The sequence below is a fragment of the Pseudomonas alkylphenolica genome (assembly GCF_000746525.1).
GTDB classification, from domain to species: domain Bacteria; phylum Pseudomonadota; class Gammaproteobacteria; order Pseudomonadales; family Pseudomonadaceae; genus Aquipseudomonas; species Aquipseudomonas alkylphenolica.
Map to the genome: position 1 here is coordinate 2,417,111 of NZ_CP009048.1, position 19,289 is coordinate 2,436,399.

A 19,289-nucleotide genomic window follows, 5' to 3' on the forward strand; every position below is an offset into this window, starting at 1 on the left:
CGGCGCAAGAGCGCTTGCGGCCGAATTCGGCCTGTCACAAAGAACTGAAAACGCGAATGGCAGTAGTTGATTGGGCCGCATCGACGGCCCAGGCCAATCGCAGGCTATCACTCCTCCGCCGATTGCCCTGCTTGCATCGAGCGACGCAACAACGCGGTCGTTGCCGAGCGCGCTTCGACCTCGTCCAGCAACGCCTCGACCAGTGCGAGGCTCATCTCTATCGATTGCTCAGTCGCCCAAAGCAACCCGCGCACCTCGGTATTGACCATTTCACAAGCGTGGGCGTTGGTCTGGTAGGCGCTTTTGAGCAGGACGGAGGCGTGGACCAGGGCGTCTTGAATAGGGTGGCAGCTGTGCGCGGGTTCGCGGACCGAGGCAAAAGGAAACCCGGCAGCCCCGAAGGTCTCCCACGCACAGCCGCCATTGCACAGAAAGCGGACACAAAAAAAGCGCCTGCAATTGTGGTGGTGTGGCGCTGTAGCGCCTCTTGCCTTGCGGGCCGCGACGCCCGGTCGCTGAATTGGCAGCGACTGGGGGAGGTTAACGGTGTTGGGGTGGGGATTCAAGGGGCTAATTCTGTGCGCAAGCTTTCGGAGAAAACGGACACCCGCCGTTAGCAGGAGGGCACATGCAACGTTTGCCACGACGAAGCGAACACAGAGTTACTTGGAACTTTGAAGGTTAGGTTCATATGTATCGACGATCTAATGCATGGTCAAGCGGGTTAGCCGATATGCTCCGGCTGCTGTTCTGATTGCATAGGGGGCAATCAGAACAGTGGTTTGCCTTCACTCCAGCAACTGCATGATCAGCGCCGCATCAGCCACTCCGGTGGCCGGTAAACCGTTGGCGTTCTGGTAGTCCTTGAGCCGTAAGCTGCTGGTCTGGCCGAACAGGCCGTCGGCTTTGATGTTCGCACCATGGGCGGAGAGCCCCAACTGCACCAGGCGCACGTCCAGGCCTCGCGCCATGGGCGTCTGCAAGGCCAGCTGGCGGCTGCCGGGCTGGGGCCCGACGTAGCAGCCCGGTGGTGTTGCATTTAGAGTGGCGGTGGAAATTTCCAGGCCGCGAACCACCAGCGGCAGGTCCAGTCCCCAGTGCCCCAGCTCGATCAGCCGGCTGAAAGCCTGAGTGCGATAGACCGTGGCGTGCAGCACTTTGTTGTCGTGGTTGGCGAGCCACTCTTCGCGCGCCTCGACATAGGCCGTGATCCACTCGCGTTCGCCTGCGGCGTCGGGGCTTCCCTTGTCGTTGGTGACACGGTCGCGGATAAGCTTCCAGGAACCGTGCACCGTGCTGTCGTAGACCACCGCCAGGCCAAGCGGCGTGGTGATGTGCAGGCTGTTGGCGGATTTTTCCGCGGGCTGCCAATAGGTCTGATCGAAGAATTGGTCCTGGGTCTCGCGCATGACCGGGTCGTCGGCGGTGGCGCGCAGGATGTTGTGCAGGTGCCCGGCATGGTCGAGGGCGGTGTCACACGCTGCCAGACGAGCCAGGAAGGGGCTGAGACGTGCACTGAATCGCGCACCGGGATTCTGGCAATAGCGCTCGATCAGGATATGCAGGTTGCCGGTGGCCAGGGTGGTTTGCGATCGACCGAAGGTCAGGTGCCCGGAATCACCCTTGATCAAGGTGACATTGCCATAGTCACCGAGGACGCTCCCGGTTTCGAAGATGTTGACGATGGCCTGGGCGGTTCGTTTCTGTAGTGGCGTCAGCATGGCTGTTCTCCTCGCGTTCAGCGAGTGACGAGGAGCAACCTCCTGCTCTTGGTCGCAGAGCTACATCTGTTCATCGGCACTAGTTAATAGGGTTAGCCGAGAGTTTTATACGCGTCTACCCGCATGCGCGGTCGCACGACGGAAGGTGTTTGCCGGGGCGCCTGTGGATGTCGCGCAAACGCTCAGGCTATTCTCCAGCGCTCTATCGGCTGTGAAAAAACAGACCAGCGAAGGGGCTTTAACGTCGTCGGGCAGCCACTAGCCTCGACAACAGTTTCTTGTTAAACGCCATCAACAAAGGAGAGCGTTCATGAGCGAGCGAAGCAATATTGCGATGCTGCGCTTTGATCCGGCGCTTGCGTCGTTGCGCGATGGCCTTTCGGTCGTTCAGCGCATTGGCGACTCACTCTGGCTGGCCAACGACGAAACCACGAGCCTGGAGCGCCTGACAATCCAGGACGCTGCACCTGGAGAAAGGGTGATCTGCGATCAGCACCAATCGTTCCCGCTCATGATGTACCTGGACCTGCCCATACCGGAGCCAGACGCCGAGATCGATATCGAGGGATTGGCCTATGACCCTGACAGTGGCTACCTCTGGGTAGTTGGCTCGCATAGCCTCAAGCGCAAAAAGGCCGAAGCCGACAAGCCTGCACAGAAGAACATCAAGCGGCTATCGACAGTAGAGGCGGACGGCATCGCTTTCTGTTGGCGCGCATTCCTGTGGTACAAGAGAACGGCAGCTATGTCCTTGCCGGGAAGGTAGCTGCCGATGGACGCACGGCGGCGCAGCTGCATGGCAACAAGCTCGGTAACGGCCTGACAGCGGAAATTGCAGAAGATGATCAACTGCGCGACTTCTTGCGCATTCCGGGCAAAGACAACGGTTTCGATGTCGAAGGGTTGGCGGTAATCGGCCCGCGCCTGTTTTTGGGTTTGCGCGGTCCAGTCCTTCGCGGTTGGGTCGTGCTGCTGGAGATCGAGCCCGAGCTGAAGGACGGCTCGACTGACACGCTGGTGCTCAAGAAGATCGGCCCGGATGGACGCCGCTACCGCAAACACTTCTTCGCCCTGAACGGCCTGGGTGTGCGTGACCTGTGCATCATTGGCGACGATCTGCTGATCCTCGCCGGCCCAACCATGAACCTCGACGGTCTGGTAACGGTCTTTCGCTGGCGTGGCGGCTTTGCGTTCGGCGAGGAAAGCGAGGTGTTTACCGATCAATTGGAAACCGTGCTGCAAGTGCCGTTCGGGCAAGGCGACGATCATGCTGAGGGTATGTGCCTGTTCGATAGCGGTGAGCAGGGTAGGGAGCTACTGCTGATCGTCTACGACTCGGCGGCGCAGAGCCGTAGACGCGGTGATCTGAGTGTGGGAGGGGACCTGTTTGTCCTCAATCCGCCAGGCTAGCTTGCACTAGCGACGGTAGTAGCGGTGATCGTTCTCGCAGCGGTGGCGCATCGCCCGATCATGATGGCGTTCCCAATCACGACGGCGTTCGGCTTCCCGGCGGGCTTACTCTCTGCGTCAGTTGTCTCTGCGCCAATCATCCCGACGCCAATCGTCTCTACGGTCGTGCCAGTAACGGTCGTCATGGGCAAGCAACGGCCCTGGTTGCTTGTCGGCGATACTGGCCAAACTCGGCTAAGGGTTACCGGCAGCCTCGGCCGGCGCTCGGACCGCTGGCGAAAGCAGGGGTTGCGGTCTTCCTTTGTGTTGCTGATGCCGCGCCCACTGCCGCAAACGCGAGCAGGCCGAAGAGCACCATCCGTGGGACATGGAGTTTCATGAGCGAAGACAACCGCTGAGGGACAATGGATGTGTGGCCATCTGGCGGCGGGAATCCTTCGTGTCGCGCTTACCGGGCTATGGGCTTATCCAGATAGACCGATAAACAGGGGAAAGCTCGGGTTAGCCAACGCAAAAATAGCCAACGGTTTTTTAACATTCACCTCTAGCCCAGAACGGCGGTAGCAGACGTCGCTAGGACGGCCCGAGGTATAGCGGATTTCTCTCAGTGGCATTTTCGCCTAGCTGACGCGCCTTAAGACGATCTTAACCACGTGGGTCGGGCCATTCAGGTTGGTTTCAGGTTGGCCGGTTAAGCTCGAACCATCCTTTCTGGAGAGGTTCACCATGCACAAGACCGCCATCACCCTCGCACTGGCTGGCGCCACCGCGCTGCCGGTCGCCGCCCAAGCCCGTGAAATCACCCTGCAGACCACCCTCAAGGAATACCGGGGCAACGAAGCCTATCTGGCCATCTACATCACCGATGCCCAGGGCCATTATCAGCGCACTCTCTGGGTGGCCGGCAAGAAGGCCAAGTACTACAAGCATTTGCCGGGCTGGGTGCGTTCAGGCAACCAGCGCTCTGAATACGACGGCCTCACCGGCGCCAGCGTCGGCAGCGGCGAAACGCTGGAGGTAGCTGTCGAGCTCGAAGATGCCTTGATCGACGCAGGATACGAGATCCGTATCGACAGCGCCGTCGAGGACAAGCGCGACAACCGCGCCGAGATCAGGCTGCCGCTGACCGCACAGGCCAGCTCGGTGGAAGGCAGTGCGCAGGGCTATGTCGACCGCTTCGGCTATCGGTTCTGAGGAGGCTGGTCATGTCGCAGCGCATCCATCTGGTTGCCAGCCTCGCGCTGGGGCTTCTCCTTCTGATCTCGGCCGTGACCGGCCTTGGCCTTGCCAGCAGCCAGTTGCTCAAACAGCTGCAGGCACCGACGTCCCCTGACAGCGTGGCGCAGATTGCCGAGCGCATCGCTGCAACCGTGCGGGGCATCGAGCGCATCGAACGCGTGCCCAGTGGCGAACTGCACGTGAGATACAGCACGGCCGAAAACAGCGGCGTGCTGCGGGTCGATCCGGCCAGCGGCGCGGTGATTGGTCCCTATGAATCTTCCGCCCTGATGGACTGGATCCGCGACCTGCACCGCGAGCTGCTGCTTGGCGCGGCCGGACGCTGGCTGAGCGGCCTGGCCGTGCTGGGCCTGCTGCTGCTCAGCCTGAGCGGGGCCTGGCTGTTGGCCCGCCGCTTGGGTGGCTGGCGCCGGCTGCTGCTGCCGATTGCACCGGGCAGGGGCCTGTCGCACTGGCACACGGTGGTGGCGCGTTGGACGCTACCGGTCCTGGCGCTTCTGGCGCTGAGCGGGCTGTACCTGTCGGCTAGCAGTCTGGCGCTGATCGGTGGCGATGAAGAGGTCGGTCCGGACTACCCCGAGGCCGCCTATTCGGCGCTGGCCACCGCCCTGGGCAGCCTGCCGGTGCTGCGCCATCTGGCGCTGGAAGAACTGCGTGAACTGGACTTTCCCCGCGACAGCCAGGAGGGCAACTACTACAGCCTGCGCACGGCGACCGGTGAGGGCTTCGTCAATGCCGCCAGTGGCCAGTGGATCAGCTATCAGCGTTACGGCCTGCCCCAGCGTCTGTATGAAACCGCTTACACGCTACACACCGGCGCCAGTTCGGTGTTCTGGTCGCTGGTGCTCGCGGCCAGCAGTGTGGCGCTGCTGTTTCTCACCGGCTCGGGCCTGCAGGCCTGGTGGCGGCGCAAGCGGCTGATCGGCGATCTGCACGGTAATGCCCCTGCCGATCAGGCGCAGGTCATCCTGCTGGTCGGCAGCCAAGGCGGGAGCACCTGGCACTACGCCCGCCAGCTGCATGCGCAGCTGCAGGCGGCCGGTCAACGGGTGCACGTCGCCAGCATGAATCAGTTGCAGCCTCACTATCCGCAGGCCAGTCACCTGCTGTTACTGGCCTCGACCTATGGCGACGGCCAGGCGCCCGAGTCGGCCAGCGAGTTTCTCGAGCGGCTCAAGCGCAGCCGGCCGTCGAAAGATCTGGAAACCGCCCTGGTGGGCTTTGGCGACTCGCGTTTCCAGCATTTTTGCGGCTTTGCCCAGCAGGTGGAGCAGCAGCTTGAACGGCAAGGTTTTGCGTCTTCGCTGGCGCTGCAGTGCATCGATCGTGCTGAGCCGGCGGCGCTTCAGAAACTGGCGCAGAACCTGGGCGAGTGGCTGGGTTGCGCGCTGCAGCTCGTTCCGGCGCAGCCGCATGTGGCCCTGCAGCGCCTGCAGTTGCTCAGCCGGGAGCTCTATGGCGAGCAGAGCGAGTCGCCGGCGGCCATCCTGCGCTTTGCGCAGCAGCCCGAGCCGCGCCCGCGTGGCCTGGCGCGTCTCTGGCAGCGTCGTGCCCGTTTCATGCCAGGCGACCTGTTGGCGATCCGCCCGGGCGATGGTCATGCGCCGCGTTTTTACTCGATCGCCAGCAGCGACGAGGACGAGGCCGTGGAAATCTGTGTGCGCAGGCAGCCGGGCGGGCTCTGTTCCAGTCGCCTGCACGAACTGCGGCCGGGCGACTGCCTTGAGGGCTTCATTCAGGCGCACCCGGACTTTCGCCCCGCAGCGGGTCGGCACCCGGTGATCCTGGTCGGTGCCGGCACCGGGCTTGCCCCGCTGATCGGCTTCGTGCGCAAGAACGCCAACCAGCGCTCGATTCACCTGTACTGGGGCGGACGCCATCCGCAGTCGGACTTCCTCTACGAACGTGAGCTGGAAGCATACCTGGCCGATGGCCGCCTGACCGGGCTTAGCCTGGCCTTTTCCCAGGGGCCGCAGCCGCGCTATGTGCAGGATCGCCTGCGCGAGGACGCACAGCGTCTGGCCATACTGTTTCAGCAGGGCGCCCAGGTGCTGGTCTGCGGCTCGCGGGAGATGGCGGCTGGCGTCCGCGAGGTGATCGAACCGTTGCTACAGGGGCAGGGCAGTAGTGTCGAACAGTTCCGTCTACAGGGGAGGTATCGCGAGGATGTCTACTGAACAGCTGCGCTACAACCTGAGCGGAGCCACCATGGGCACGCGCTTCAGTGCCGTGCTGCAGGCTCCGGACGGGCTCGATACCGCCGCCATCGGCACCGCGCTTCAGGCGGCGGTGGATAGTGTCGACCGGCAGATGTCGATCTGGAAGCCGGACTCCGACCTGATGCGCCTGAACGCCGCGCCCTGCGGGCAGTTGCTGGCAGTGCCCGACGAACTGCTCTGGGTGCTCGTCAGCGCACTGCAGGTGAGCGCCGCCTCCGGGGGGGCCTTCGAGATTTCGGTCGGCGAACTGATCAAGGCCTATGGCTTCGGTCCGCAGCGGTCCAGTGGCCGCACTCCAGGCCGACTTGTGCGCGCCAGCGAGGCACTGGAAATCGACCCCGCGCTCAAGCGCGTGCGCAAGCATTCCCCGTTGACTCTGGACCTGAACGGCATCGCCAAGGGCTTTGCAGTGGACGAGATGGCGCGCTGCCTGGAGGCGCACGGCATCGACGCCTACCTGGTGGGTATCGACGGCGAAATGCGCGCCCGTGGCGTGAAGGCCGACGGTAGTGACTGGAGGGTGGCACTGGAGCGGCCGGTCAGGGGACGGCGTGAGGTGCTGGGCGCGCTCGACCTGTCCGACATCGCCATCGCCACCTCCGGCGATTACCGGCACTGGCGCGAGCAGGACGGAAAGACCTACTCGCACACCATCGACCCGGCAGTCGGCGAGCCCCTGCAGAGCAACCTGGCCTCGGTCTCGGTGCTATGCACCAGCTGCATGTACGCCGATGCCTGGGCCACGGCGCTGATGGTGCTTGGGCTGGAACGCGGCCGGGTGCTGGCCGAACACCAGGGCTTAGGCGCCATCTTCGTGCTGCGCGAGGGCAATGAGTTGCGCGAGGTGGCCGTCGGGCTCTGAATCGTCAGTTGGCCATCGGTGCCAAGCCAGCGCAAGCGTGCTCCATGCGTGGCACCTTTGGTTATTCGGTGAAACCTGATTTCCGGTTCAAAGCACCCTTGGATCGTTGAGATTGAAATGGGTATCGAGTCACGTCGAACGTTTTGCTACCCACCGCCGATATTGACGGGTGCGACATGCCGTGGCGAGCTGTTGCAAGATCAGTGCGCGTAACAGTGACACGCGTGGATCAGTCTTTTTAAGTTCACTGAGTTTGCGCAGTTGGAACTTGACGAGCGCCATGTTGGTCAAGGACGCGACGGCTTTGTTTTTCCAGGTGATCGGCGGCAATTGAGGGGCATTGTCTTTACCTTGGAGCCAATCACGAGGTAGGTGAGGATCGATGGCCAACGCCGTTCCGATACCCACCATGTCCACACCACTCTGGACAACCATTTCAGCAACGGGACGTCGACGTACGCCTGCGGTGACCATCACGGGCATCCTGGCGACGGTCCGGATGTCACGGGCAAACCCAACGAAATAGGCCTCGCGAGCCAGGGTGCGAGCATCGCGCGCCTCACCCTGCATGGCGGGTACTTCGTAACTGCCACCTGATAACTCCACCAAATCCACACCCAGATCGTTGAGCCGTTCAACCACCTTAGGGGGCAGCCCCACTCATCCGTTCTTTGATTAGTCAGCGGCGAAAGGAACTGACTCAATAAATAGCCATGGGCGGCGTGGATTTCCACGCCGGTGAAACCGGCTTGTTCGCCGAGGCGTGCGTTGCGCGCAAAGCGCAGAATGACCTCTTCGATCACCAATGCTGCCGTTGGCGAGGGGCCGAAACCGATAGCGGACCTTGCCAACAGACTCAATCCCACCGTGCATTGCCAACGGTATCCAGCAGGCTCGCTACCCAGCCGCCGACGAACGCTGCCTTTTAATCCGGTACATCTCGCCATCGGCATGGCTGAGCAGCGTATCGGCATCTTCCCCATCCGCAGGATAAAAGGCCACGCCGATACTGCAGGACGGCATGTTGATCGCGCCAAACTCAGCACCCAGCGGCTCGGCCATGGTCGCGAGAATCTGCGCCACCTTCTCGGCAACGGCTTCCTGCGACTGGATATCCGTCAACAGCACGGTGAACTCATCGCCGCCCATCCGCGCCACGGTGTCCGTCTCACGGACGCAGGCTTGCAGCCGTCGTGCAACCATGCACAGCACCTGATCGCCCATTGCATGCCCATGCACATCGTTAATGCCCTTGAAGTCATTGATATCCAGGAACAGCAACGCCAGCATGTTGTTGTGGCGATGTGCGGCGCGCAGGGCCGAGTCCAGCCGGTCATTGAACAGCGAGCGGTTGGTCAGCGCGGTCAGCGGATCGTGATGGGCCATGAAGCGCAATTCTTCCTCGGCCTGGCGGAGGGCGGTCACGTCCCGCGCGACACCGATCCGCGCCTCCACCTCATCGGACCAGAAGGCCGCCCAGAGAATGTGCACGACACCGCCATCCTTGCGGATGTAACGGTTGCGGAAATCGACGTGGGAATGCCCGTTCATGACCCGGATGATGGAGGCCCGTGTCACCGACAGGTCGTCAGGGTGGATGTAGTCGGTGATCGGGGTGCCGATCAGCTCGACGGCCCGGTAACCGAGCAGGGTTTCGCAGGCATCACTGACAAAGACAATCTGGTTGTCCCGATCGACCACGAACACCGTGTCTAGCATCAGGTGGATCAGTTTGGGGTAGAGCGCTTGTAGGTCAACGGGCATAGGCCAGGAGGTCCGGTTCAAATTGCTTGATCATAGCCTGACCGCGCAGGGCGGCGGCAAGCAATCCTGCAGACTTGCGCTGCGCCTGTAAATGGACTTGCGTGCCATTCAAGGCTAGTCTCGCGCCACCTGACAAACGGATCTTGCAAGCGGGATTGGATTGAACACAAGGACAGTGATTTGCCTCGCAAGGCTATGCGGTAATCCCTTCAATTGTTTGTGACAACGAGCTGGCGCTGGCTCGTGACCTCGTCGACGGTCTGATAGACCGGTACAGGCAAGGTGAAGAGATGGTGTTGTCGGCGGGGTTGAGCATCGGTGATGCGGGGCGTCGCCATCCGCAGCGCAACCCGGGCATCGAGCTTGAAGCGTGCACGCATGAGCCGTTCATCATCAGTGACCTTATCGGCCTTGAGCCCCGCTTTGCGCGGTTTATCTCACAGCAATCGATCTGGGACCGTGTTGCCGAGCTGTTCGACTGCGCGCCTTGCGATCTGCTCTTTCACTTTGCCAACCTGACCCGCAAACCCGGTGAAACAGGGCCTGCCATAGGCTGGCATCGAGATGGGGGCAACACCTACTTCGCCAGTGAAGATGGTCGCACCGTACGTCTGCTGATCCCGCTGCAGTTCATGTCAGCCCTAAATGGCGGTACCGCAGTGGTGCCGGGTTCTCATCTGACTACCGATACCGTGACCGACACAGCGCTATGCCCGGACGTGCCCGTCGGTAGTTGCCTGGCACTACATTCAGCCACGTTGCACGGGGGGACAGCCAACCGTAGCGGGCTGGAGCGCGATGTGATCGTCCTCCAGTTCGGCTTGCGATCTTCAGTGCTACGCTGCACGGCAGCCGAAATGTTGGCGCTATCGACACGAGAGGAGCTGTGGGAGCGGGCCTTGTCCCGCGATCTGCCGCAAAGCGGCAGCGAACCCAGCCGGCCCGGTGTGACAGTTGTACCGTGAGTTCAGGTTTTACGGCCGCTTCGCGCCCGATCGCGGGGCAAGGCCCGCTCCCACCGGGAATAGTTTCAAACACCCGCCACCGTACGCTCCACCAGACGAACACTGTCGCGCCCACCGCGCTTGGATTCGTAGAGCGCCGCATCACCTTGCTCGATCAATGCCGCCAGGCTTGCCGGCGGCTGGTCGAACAAGGTGGCGCCGATGCTCAGGGTCACGGCATCGGGAGTGACGAACGAGGCTGAGGCCGTCTGCTGAAAGCGCTCGCGCAAGGTATTGCCCAGCTCGACAATGCGCTGCGGTGAGGTATTGCTCAGGACAATGACGAACTCGTCACCGCCCAGTCTGGCGGCCAGCGCGCCTTCGGGCAGGTGCGAACGAATCATCTCGCTCAGGGCGATGAGCAGGCGGTCGCCGGCCAGATGGCCGTGCAGGTCGTTGACGCCTTTGAAGTTGTCGATGTCGATCAGCATCAAGGCGCCTGGGCGCGTGGCCGAAACACCTTCGAGCAAGCGTGGCGCCCGCACTTCAAGGGCGCGGCGGTTGTACAGGGAGGTCAGCGGGTCGCGTGCGGCCAGCCGCGCTATGCGCGCTTCACGGCGGTGGCGCTCGGTACCGGTCATCGACAGTGCGATCAACATGATCGCCATCGCGCCTTCGACCAGCGAAATCTGGATGATCTCGCCATGAAACGCCGCCAGATCGATCAGTGTGCCGGGAATCACTGCGGTCAGGGCCTTGGCCAGATAGAACAGGCCGTGGATCAGCAATACATAGCGCAATTGCACGGCGCCAACGCTCAATGACTTGCCATGGGGGCGCAGAAGCAAGCTGGCTCTGAGCGCCAGCACGGCAACCAGCAGCGAGTTGGCCATCAACATGACCTTCGACCACCATGGCTCGCTCGGCAGTAGCAGCAGCGCCAGCCAGGTGACGAAGACCAGGTACCAACCGCGTGACAGACGAGTTTGGGTGACGCGCGCGACGCCCATCAGAAATAGCCAATGGGCCAGCACCAGCAGGCCGTTGGCGAACCAGATGCCGATCAGCAGCAGGCCACTGATACGCAGCAGGGCGAGGGTCGAGCCGACGCTGATGGTGGCAAAGCCTGCGCTCCAGAACAGCAGCGAGGATTCGCGAATGCTGCGCCATTCGACCGCCAGATACAGGGCGGCCGCCGCGGCGAGGGCGATAGAAAGGATCAACAGCGTGGGAGGGTCGAGAGCCATAGCCTGAGGGGTCTGTCTGATGGGCAGAAATGCAATCAATTGTAAGCGTTTGCGTCGATTTTTCCCGCGTCCCGACCTGCCACAGCCCGAACGCTGGAGCGCTGCGGCTGCAAGATACCCTTGCATCCTGGTGCCCACCCCAAAGGAGAGGTGTGGAACCCGTCTGTCTCATGCATAAGCTGCGGGTGCTGCAGATAATGGATTACCACGGAGAATAATAATGAAACGATCATCGCGACTGGCGCTTGCCGGAGGCGTTTTTGCAGTTTCCTGCCTGACGGCCGCGTTGCAGTCATCTTTTGTCCACGCCAGTGAAACCGTCACTGCGCCACAAACGCAGGCGTTCTCGGACCAGGAGGTCAGTGACGCCTATATCTATTTGCTGGGTCGCCTGCTGGTGCTGCGCCAACAGCAGCTGGACTTTCAGCAAGGGATGCAGTGGAACCAGCTTGTGCACCGCAAGCCAGGAGCCGTGGACTGGCCCAATCCCAACCTTGATGTCGCGTACTCGGAAGCTTGGCTAGCCCTGGACGAGCGCAGTTGCGCGCAGATCTCGGTGCCGAAAATCGTCGATCGCTACTACACAGTGCAGTTCCTCAATGGCTGGGGCGAGACACTGGCCAATATCAATGAGCGCAGTCAGCCCGATCATCCTTTTGGCGACTTTGCGGTCTGCCTGAAGGACGCAAAGGTGACGCTGCCCGCTGGCGTCAAACGTATCGATCTGCTGGTGCGCACCGCCCGCGTGCTGTCGCGGGTGGAGCTGGGCGCCGATGCCAGGCAAGCCGAGCAGCTGCAGCAGCAGTTCACCTTGCGTCCTACCGGCACGCCAACGCTTCCGGCGGTCCCCGAGGCGCTGATGTTCGAGCTGAACAAGCTGCCTGGCGTCGAGGCATTCGACAAGGCTGAAGCTGCCCTGCAGGAGCCGGACCTGAACCCCGGCATGCAAGCCGTGCAGGCCAGGGTCCGGGCAATCGCCGCGCAGGTTGCAGATCCGGCCACGCGCGCACGTATCGATCAGCAGATCAAAACCCGTACCTATCCTGCACTGGCCAGGTCGGCGGCTACGATCGGGCCGGGAACCGTACGCAATGGCTGGGTGCGCCCGGCAGTCTCCGGCGCCTACGGCAGCGACTTCCTGACCCGGACCCTGGTCGACTATGGCGGCATCTGGGCCAACACCCAGCAGGAGGTTCACTACTTCCGTGCGGCCGCAGCGGGCAGCGGCGAGGTGCTTGACGGTGGCCAAAGCTATTCGCTGACGATTCCGGCTGACCAGTTGCCGCAAAATTTTGCCCGCTACTTCTGGTCGATCACCGCCACCGATGCGAAAAACTTCCGCGTGTTGCCTAACGCGCTAGGGCGCTTTCTGCTCAACAACCAATCCGACCTGAAATACAACGCCGACGGTTCGCTGACCCTCTATTTCGGTCCGCAACAGCCGGCAGGCGCGAGCCAGGGCAATTGGCTGCCTACCGCTGCGGGCCAGCCGTTCAGGCTGATCCTGCGCTATTACGGCGCCAAGGGTGTGGTAGCCGCTGGCGACTATTTCCCTCCGGCGCTGGTCAGGCTCTGAGAGGCGTCAAGACCGCGGCCAGCGCGCCGCGGTCATTGCAATCATAAGGACAACAACAATGAATGAATTGAAAGCACTGGTGGCGGCTATCGCCTTGTACGGCGCCTACCTGCCGGTAGCGCATAGCGATGCGTTGCAAACGGCGGCGGTGCCGGTCACCGTCGACAACTTCGCCCGCGCCGAGACCGACCGTTACTTCGGCCTGACCGCCAAACGCGGCGGTTTTGGCACGTTTTCCCATTGGCGCAACCTGATTCCGGTGGACCGCCCGACCGTGATCCGGCCGAACCGCGACACGCTGTATTCAACCGCGGTGTTCGATATGGACGCCGGCCCTGTCAGCGTGACCCTGCCAGACGCCGGCGGGCGCTTCATGTCGCTGGTGATGATCGACGAGGATCACCAGGTCATCGGCGTTCACTATGGGGCAGGGGAGTACCGCCTCAACCGCGCGGATGTGTCCACCCGCTATGTCATGTTCGGCGTACGGACCCTGATCAACCCCGCCGACCCGCAGGACCTGACCAAGATTGCCGCCTTGCAGGATGCCATCGTCGCCAGGCAGGACGGCGGGCCTGGGCAGTTCCAGGTGCCGAACTGGGACGAAGCCAGCCGCGCGCACATACGCAAGGCGTTGTTGGCGCTGGGCTCGACCCTTGAAGACTCGCGCGGCATGTTCGGCAAGCGTGAAGACGTTGACCCGGTACGCCACCTGATCGGCAGTGCCATGGCCTGGGGTGGTAACCCGGAGAAGGATGCTTACTACCAGGTTGTCACGCCGCAGCTTAATGATGGCAAGACCCCGTACCAGCTGGATGTTTCCAATGTGCCTGCAGGGGCTTTCTGGTCCATCAGTGTTTACAACGCGCAGGGGCAATTCCAGAAGAATGCCCAGGAAGCCTACGCACTGAACAACCTCACTGCACGCAAAGGTGAGGACGGTAAGGTGTTGGTTCGCTTTGGCGGATGCGAGGCGACGGTTGCCAACTGCTTGCCGATCATGCCGGGCTGGAACTACATGGTGCGCTTCTATCAGCCGGCCAAGGCGGTGCTGGATGGCTCGTGGAAGTTGCCTGAGGCACATCCCGCCTTTTGAGGTGAGTGGGCATTCTGTGGGAGCGGGCTTGCCCCGCGATGCGGTGTGACGGACAAACCGCAATCGCGGGGCAAGCCCGCTCCCACCGGGAAGCAGCCTTACAAACTCCCCACCAATTGGCCGCCATCCACCGCCAATACCGACCCTGACATATAGGCCCCGGCCTGGCTGGCCAACAGCAAAAACGGTCCTTCAAGCTCCTCCAGGCGTCCAAGGCGGCGCATCGGCACGGCGTTGCGGATGTACGCCTGACCCTGTTCGCTGTCGAAGTAACCGTCGGTCATTTCGGTGATGAAGTAGCCCGGTGCAATGGCATTGACCCGAATGTCATAACGGGCCAGCTCCAGCGCCAGCGACTTGGTCAGTTGCACCACGCCGGCCTTCGCCGTGCAGTAATGGCTGTAGCCGGTACCAACGCGCAGGCCGAGCATGGAGGCGATGTTGACGATGCTGCCGCCCTGCTTGGCGCGCGCCAGACGTTGCGCTGCACACTGGGCCACGCGCCAGACGCCGTCGAGGTTGGTCGACAGCATGTGGCTCCAGTCCTGCTCGCTGACTTCAAGCACGCGCTGGCCATTGCCGACACCAGCATTGTTGAGCACCACGTCGACAACGCCGAACGCGGCTTCGGCAGCGTCGAAGGCGGCTTCGACGCTGGCCCGATCGGTGACGTCCATGGCCACTGCCAGGGCTTGGCCACCGTCCTGGCGCAGCGCTTCGGCCAGTTCGTGCAGGCGTTCCACGCGGCGTGCGGCCAGAACCACCCGCGCACCGGCACGGCTGGCAACGCGGGCGAGGTGGGCGCCGATACCACTGGACGCGCCGGTGACCAGCACGGTTCGGCCACTCAGGGAGAAGGGAGAGGTGATGTCTTCTTGCATGGGCTAATCCTGTTTGTGCGAGGGGCAGGCGCCAGCGTGGCGCCTACCTGATGCATCAGATGCGTTCGATGGTGGTTTTGCCGGCGGCCACCAGGCGTTCGAGCAATGGCGCCGGGGTAAACCACATCCGGCCATAGTCACCCAGCGAATCGCGATAGTGGCGGATGCCGGCCAGCACTTTGTCCAGGCCGTACTGCTCGGCGTAGTGCATCGGGCCACCAAGATGGGCCGGGAAGCCATAGCCGTTGATCCACACTAGGTCGATATCCCCCGAGCGCAAGGCGATACCCTCATCGAGCAACTGGATGCCTTCGTTGATCAACATGAACAGGCAACGGGCATGGATTTCCCCATCGTCGACGGGGCGGCGGGTGACATGCAGCTCACCGGCCAGGCGCTCGGCGAGCGCGACCACTTCGTAGTCATTGTGGCGTTCGCGACCTTCATACTGGTAGAAACCGCGCCCGGTTTTCTGGCCGTAGCGACCAAGCGCGTAGAGCTCATCACCGACACGGCAGTAACTCTCGTCGTGGGCGATGGCAGCGCGGTTGGCATCGCGTACCAGAAAGTTGACGTCGATGCCGGCCAGGTCAAGCATGCTGAACACACCCATGTTCAGGTCCACCCCGGTGAGCACGCCATCCACTTGCGCCGGGGTGGCGCCTTCGAGCACCAGGCGGTGGGCTTCACGGGCGTAGGGCTCAAGCATGCGGTTGCCGATAAAGCCGAAGCAGACACCGGAAACCACCGGGATCTTGCCGATGCTGCGGCCCATCTTGAGTGTGGTGGCCAGCACATCGGCGGCGGTTTCCCGGGCGTTGACCACTTCCAGCAGGCGCATGACATTGGCCGGGCTGAAGAAGTGCAGGCCGATCACGTCCTGCGGGCGCGAGGTCACGGCGGCGATCTGGTCGACGTCCAGCGACGAGGTATTGGTGGCGAGAATCGCGCCCGGCTTGCACACGCGGTCGAGGGTGCGGAACACCTCCTGCTTGATCTGCAGTTTTTCGAACACCGCCTCGATCACCAGGTCGGCGTCGGCCAGGTCGGCATAATCCAGGGTGCCGCTCAGCAGTGCCATGCGCTGCTCCAGCTGGGCCTCGCTGAGCTTGCCGCGCTTGACGCTGATGCCGTAGGTCTGGCGGATCTGGGTCAGGCCGCGGTCCAGGGCATCGCCCTGGCGTTCCAGGAGGATTACCGGAATACCGACATTGGCGAAGTTCATGGCGATGCCGCCACCCATGGTGCCGGCGCCGATCACGGCGACCTTGGCAATCGGGCGCAACGGTGTGCTGGCGTCGATTCCGGGCACCTTGCCGGCCTCGCGTTCAGCAAAGAATACATGGCGCAGGGCCTCGGACTGGCGCGAGGCTTCAGCCTGCTTGAACAGCGCCAGTTCGCGTGCCAGGCCTTGCTCCAGCGGCAGCAAACAGGCGGCTTGCACCGCCGAGAACACCAGGCGCGGCGCCAGCCGGCTTTTCCAGCGCGGCTCCTGCTCGACGCAGTAACGTTCGAAGAAGTCTGCAGCCACACCCTTGGCCGGATCGGCAAAAGGCTCGCTCGGGCGGGCCGGAGCGCCGTTGGCGATCAGTTCGCGGGCATAGGCACAGGCGCTGGCAAGCAGCTGTTCGGCGCTGTCGGCGAGGCGGTCGACAATCCCCAGCTCCAGGGCGCGTTTGGCCGGGACCTGGGCGCCACTGATCATCATCTCCAGTGCCGCTTGTACCCCGATCAGCCGCGGCAGGCGCTGGGTTCCACCGGCACCGGGCAGCAGGCCGAGGTTGATTTCCGGCAAGCCGACGCGGGTCTGCGGTTCGCCGATGCGATAACCACAGGCCAGGGCCAGCTCAAGACCGCCACCCAGGGCGAGTTTGCCAATGGCAGCAACCAGAGGCTTGTCGAGCCGGGTCAGGCGCAGCAGGACGTCGGGCAGATTCGGTGTGGCAAAGGATGCCGGGCTGCCGAATTCAGTGATATCGGCGCCGGCGCAGAACAGCCCCGAGGCGCCGAAGATGACGATGGCACGCACCGAAGGATCGCTGTTGGCCTGTTCGCATGCCTGCAGCAGGGCGGCGCGCAGCGGCTGGCCGAGGGCGTTGACCGGCGGACGGGCGAGGCCGATCAGGGCCAGGTTGTCTTCCACCTGATAGGTAACCAGAGAATTCATGGTGACTCCTTTGTAGCGCTAATGAGGGGGACGGGCTCAGAACCACTGGTCCTGCATGTCAACGCTGGTGCGGTTGGCACTGGCGAGCAGGCGGGCCTGGGCATCGATGCCGGCCAGTTCCCAATCCATGAAGTAACGTGCCGCCTGCAATTTGCCGTTATAGAAGTCGGCTTCGCTATTTACTGCCCCGGCACCCAAGGCGCGGCTGGCGACCAGTGCCATGCGCAACCAGAGCCAGCCCACCAGCACGCGGCCGAACAGGTCCAGGTACGCAGTGGCGTTGGACAGGCCGCGATTGGCGTCGGCGGCAACCTGGGCCAGCAGGCTTTCGGTGACATCCTGCAAGCGATCCACGGCGCCGCTCAACAGGTAGGCAAGGGCGGCGCAGCGCTCGTCGCGCCCGGCTTCGTCGAGGGTGCGGCGGACCCGCTCGCAGAACAGACGGTAACCTGTGCCGCCGTTCTGTTGCAGCTTGCGCCCGAGCAAATCAAGGCCGTGAATACCTTCGGTGCCTTCATGGATGGGGTTCAGGCGATTGTCCCGGTAGTACTGCTCCAGCGGGTACTCGCGGATGTAGCCGGAGCCGCCGAGGATCTGTACGCCGATGTCCGAGGCGATAACGCCGTACTTCGACGGGTAGGACTTGACCATCGGAATCAGCAGGTCGAGCAGTTCGCCGGCATCGCGGCGCGTTTGCTCCTCGGCTGCGGTATGGGCGTCTTCGTACAGGCTGCTGGCATACAGACACAGCGCCAGGCTGCCTTCGGCGTAGGTCTTCTGCTGCAGCAACATGCGCCGCACATCGGCGTGTTCGACGATACGCACCTGTGCCGACAACGGATCCTTGGCGCCTGGCAGGCGGCCCTGCGGGCGTTCGCGGGCGTAGTCCAGGGCATGAATGAAGCTTTGGTAGGCCAGCGCCGAAGCGCCCAGGGCCACGCCGATACGCGCTTCGTTCATCATCTGGAACATGTACGACAGGCCCTTGTTGGCCTCGCCCACCAGGTAACCGACCGCACCCGCCTGTTCACCGAAGTTCAGCACGGTCGAGGTGGTGTTGCGGTAGCCCAACTTGTGCAGCAGCCCGGCCAGGGCCACGTCGTTGCGCTCGCCGCGTTGACCGTTGCTGTTGACCAGGTACTTGGGCACCAGAAACAACGAGATGCCACGGGTGCCGGCAGGAGCTCCTTCGATCCGCGCCAGCACCATGTGCACGATGTTGTCGGTCAGCTCGTGGTCACCACCGGAAATGAACATCTTCTGCCCGAACAGGCGGTAGCTGCCATCGTCGGCCGGGCGGGCGAGGGTGCGCAGATCGCCAAGGGCCGAGCCCTGGCCCGGTTCGGTCAAGGCCATGGTGCCGCTGAAGCGGCCATCGAGCATCGCTGGCAGAAAGCGTTCGCGCAGGGTGTCGCTGGCAAAACTCTTGACCAGGTTGGCAGCACCGATGGTCAGGAACGAGTAGGCCACGGTGGCGATATTGGCGGCATTGAAATAAGCCATGCTGGCGCGCAGGATGACTTCCGGCAGCTGCAGGCCACCGTCGTCGGCATCATGGTGGGCGGCGAGGAAACCGGCTTGGGCGAAGGCGTCCCAGGCAACCTTGGTTTCTGGAATCAGGGTGATTTTTTCACCGTCGAAGGTGGGCTCCTGGGCGTCGCCTTTCTGGTTGTGCGGGGCGAAATATTCGGCGGCGATGCCGCGAGCGGTTTCTAAGGTGGCGTCAAATACCGCACGGTCGTGCTCGGCATAACGTGGACGCTGCAGCAGCGCCTCGGTGTCGAGCAGTTCATAGAGTTGGAAACTCAGTTCGCGTTCGTTGAGCAGTGCATCGGTCATCGTGGTCTCTCGCACAGGTCCTGGCGCCTAGGTGGCCAGCGGTTTGTGATCGCTATCAGTAGAGCCAATTGCCGGGAGTGGTGCGCCCCCCCAAAGGGGTGGGACAAGAGGTTGTTGATGTTGAGGCTGTGGGCTTATCCATTTTTTGTGGCGATGCTGGTGGCCCCTTCCGCCCTTACGGCGGGTCCCTTTTGTCTTGGCAAAAAGAACCAAAACCGCTCGCTCCTGCATCCGGCCCTACGCTGCGCTCCGGGTCCCTTCGCTAGCGCTCGACTCGGGCCACGCGGCCTACGACTTGCTTCGCCAAGTCTACGGCTCGCGTTC

At 62.8% G+C, this 19,289-nt stretch carries 12 protein-coding genes and 3 pseudogenes; 7 read left to right on the forward strand and 8 right to left on the reverse strand.

Annotated elements, in window-relative coordinates:
- Positions 1-107: 107 nt before the first annotated feature.
- Positions 108-566, reverse strand: coding sequence for a hypothetical protein (locus PSAKL28_RS26475; protein ID WP_051939302.1), 459 nt, complete (start codon positions 564-566; stop codon positions 108-110).
- 222 nt (positions 567-788) lie between these two features.
- Positions 789-1,721, reverse strand: a complete 933-nt coding sequence (locus PSAKL28_RS11225) for a peptidoglycan-binding protein (RefSeq protein ID WP_038610173.1) — start codon at positions 1,719-1,721, stop codon at positions 789-791.
- A gap of 310 nt (positions 1,722-2,031) precedes the next feature.
- Here PSAKL28_RS11225 and PSAKL28_RS11230 point away from each other — a divergent pair.
- From PSAKL28_RS11230 to PSAKL28_RS11250, 4 genes and pseudogenes are all read left to right on the forward strand, one after another.
- Positions 2,032-3,131: pseudogene (locus tag PSAKL28_RS11230) on the forward strand (DUF3616 domain-containing protein).
- 726 nt (positions 3,132-3,857) lie between these two features.
- Positions 3,858-4,325, forward strand: a complete 468-nt coding sequence (locus PSAKL28_RS11240; protein WP_038610179.1) for a DUF2271 domain-containing protein — start codon at positions 3,858-3,860, stop codon at positions 4,323-4,325.
- 11 nt (positions 4,326-4,336) lie between these two features.
- Positions 4,337-6,547: a PepSY domain-containing protein gene (locus PSAKL28_RS11245; RefSeq protein ID WP_038610181.1), complete on the forward strand. Its 2,211-nt coding sequence runs from the start codon at positions 4,337-4,339 to the stop codon at positions 6,545-6,547.
- Positions 6,537-7,451 carry an FAD:protein FMN transferase gene (locus PSAKL28_RS11250; RefSeq protein ID WP_038610184.1) on the forward strand — a complete coding sequence of 305 codons (915 nt, stop codon included), beginning with the start codon at positions 6,537-6,539 and terminating at the stop codon, positions 7,449-7,451. The genes PSAKL28_RS11245 and PSAKL28_RS11250 overlap by 11 nt, the downstream gene beginning before the upstream one ends.
- 129 nt (positions 7,452-7,580) lie before the next feature.
- Here the strand turns inward: PSAKL28_RS11250 and PSAKL28_RS11255 are convergent.
- Both PSAKL28_RS11255 and PSAKL28_RS11260 read right to left on the reverse strand, forming a co-directional pair.
- Positions 7,581-8,254: pseudogene (locus tag PSAKL28_RS11255) on the reverse strand (oxidoreductase); the annotation flags it as partial.
- Positions 8,255-8,348: 94 nt separating this feature from the next.
- A complete protein-coding gene (locus PSAKL28_RS11260; protein WP_038610187.1) occupies positions 8,349-9,215 on the reverse strand; it encodes a sensor domain-containing diguanylate cyclase in 867 nt (288 codons plus the stop codon).
- 194 nt (positions 9,216-9,409) lie between these two features.
- Here PSAKL28_RS11260 and PSAKL28_RS11265 point away from each other — a divergent pair.
- Positions 9,410-10,180: pseudogene (locus tag PSAKL28_RS11265) on the forward strand (phytanoyl-CoA dioxygenase family protein); the annotation flags it as partial.
- Positions 10,181-10,245: 65 nt separating this feature from the next.
- Here PSAKL28_RS11265 and PSAKL28_RS11270 read toward each other — a convergent pair.
- The gene (locus tag PSAKL28_RS11270; RefSeq protein ID WP_038610190.1) at positions 10,246-11,406 is read right to left on the reverse strand and encodes a GGDEF domain-containing protein; all 1,161 of its coding nucleotides are present in this window, start codon (positions 11,404-11,406) and stop codon (positions 10,246-10,248) included.
- 220 nt (positions 11,407-11,626) lie between these two features.
- Here PSAKL28_RS11270 and PSAKL28_RS11275 point away from each other — a divergent pair, with 220 nt between their 5' ends.
- Together PSAKL28_RS11275 and PSAKL28_RS11280 are read left to right on the forward strand one after the other, a co-directional pair.
- Positions 11,627-12,982, forward strand: coding sequence for a DUF1214 domain-containing protein (locus tag PSAKL28_RS11275; protein ID WP_038610193.1), 1,356 nt, complete (start codon positions 11,627-11,629; stop codon positions 12,980-12,982).
- 58 nt (positions 12,983-13,040) lie between these two features.
- Complete coding sequence (locus PSAKL28_RS11280) at positions 13,041-14,078, forward strand: DUF1254 domain-containing protein (protein WP_084589090.1); 1,038 nt, start codon at positions 13,041-13,043, stop codon at positions 14,076-14,078.
- Positions 14,079-14,176: 98 nt separating this feature from the next.
- On the opposite strand, the gene PSAKL28_RS11285 is transcribed toward PSAKL28_RS11280, so the two are convergent.
- From PSAKL28_RS11285 to PSAKL28_RS11295, 3 genes are read right to left on the reverse strand one after another with little or no spacing between them, the layout of a single operon-like run.
- Entirely contained in the window at positions 14,177-14,959 is a 783-nt protein-coding gene (locus PSAKL28_RS11285; RefSeq protein ID WP_038610196.1) for an SDR family NAD(P)-dependent oxidoreductase, read from the reverse strand.
- A 55-nt stretch (positions 14,960-15,014) separates the two neighbouring features.
- Entirely contained in the window at positions 15,015-17,126 is a 2,112-nt protein-coding gene (locus PSAKL28_RS11290) for a 3-hydroxyacyl-CoA dehydrogenase NAD-binding domain-containing protein (protein ID WP_038610199.1), read from the reverse strand.
- A gap of 36 nt (positions 17,127-17,162) precedes the next feature.
- Complete coding sequence (locus tag PSAKL28_RS11295; protein ID WP_038610202.1) at positions 17,163-18,965, reverse strand: acyl-CoA dehydrogenase; 1,803 nt, start codon at positions 18,963-18,965, stop codon at positions 17,163-17,165.
- Positions 18,966-19,289 lie beyond the last annotated feature (324 nt).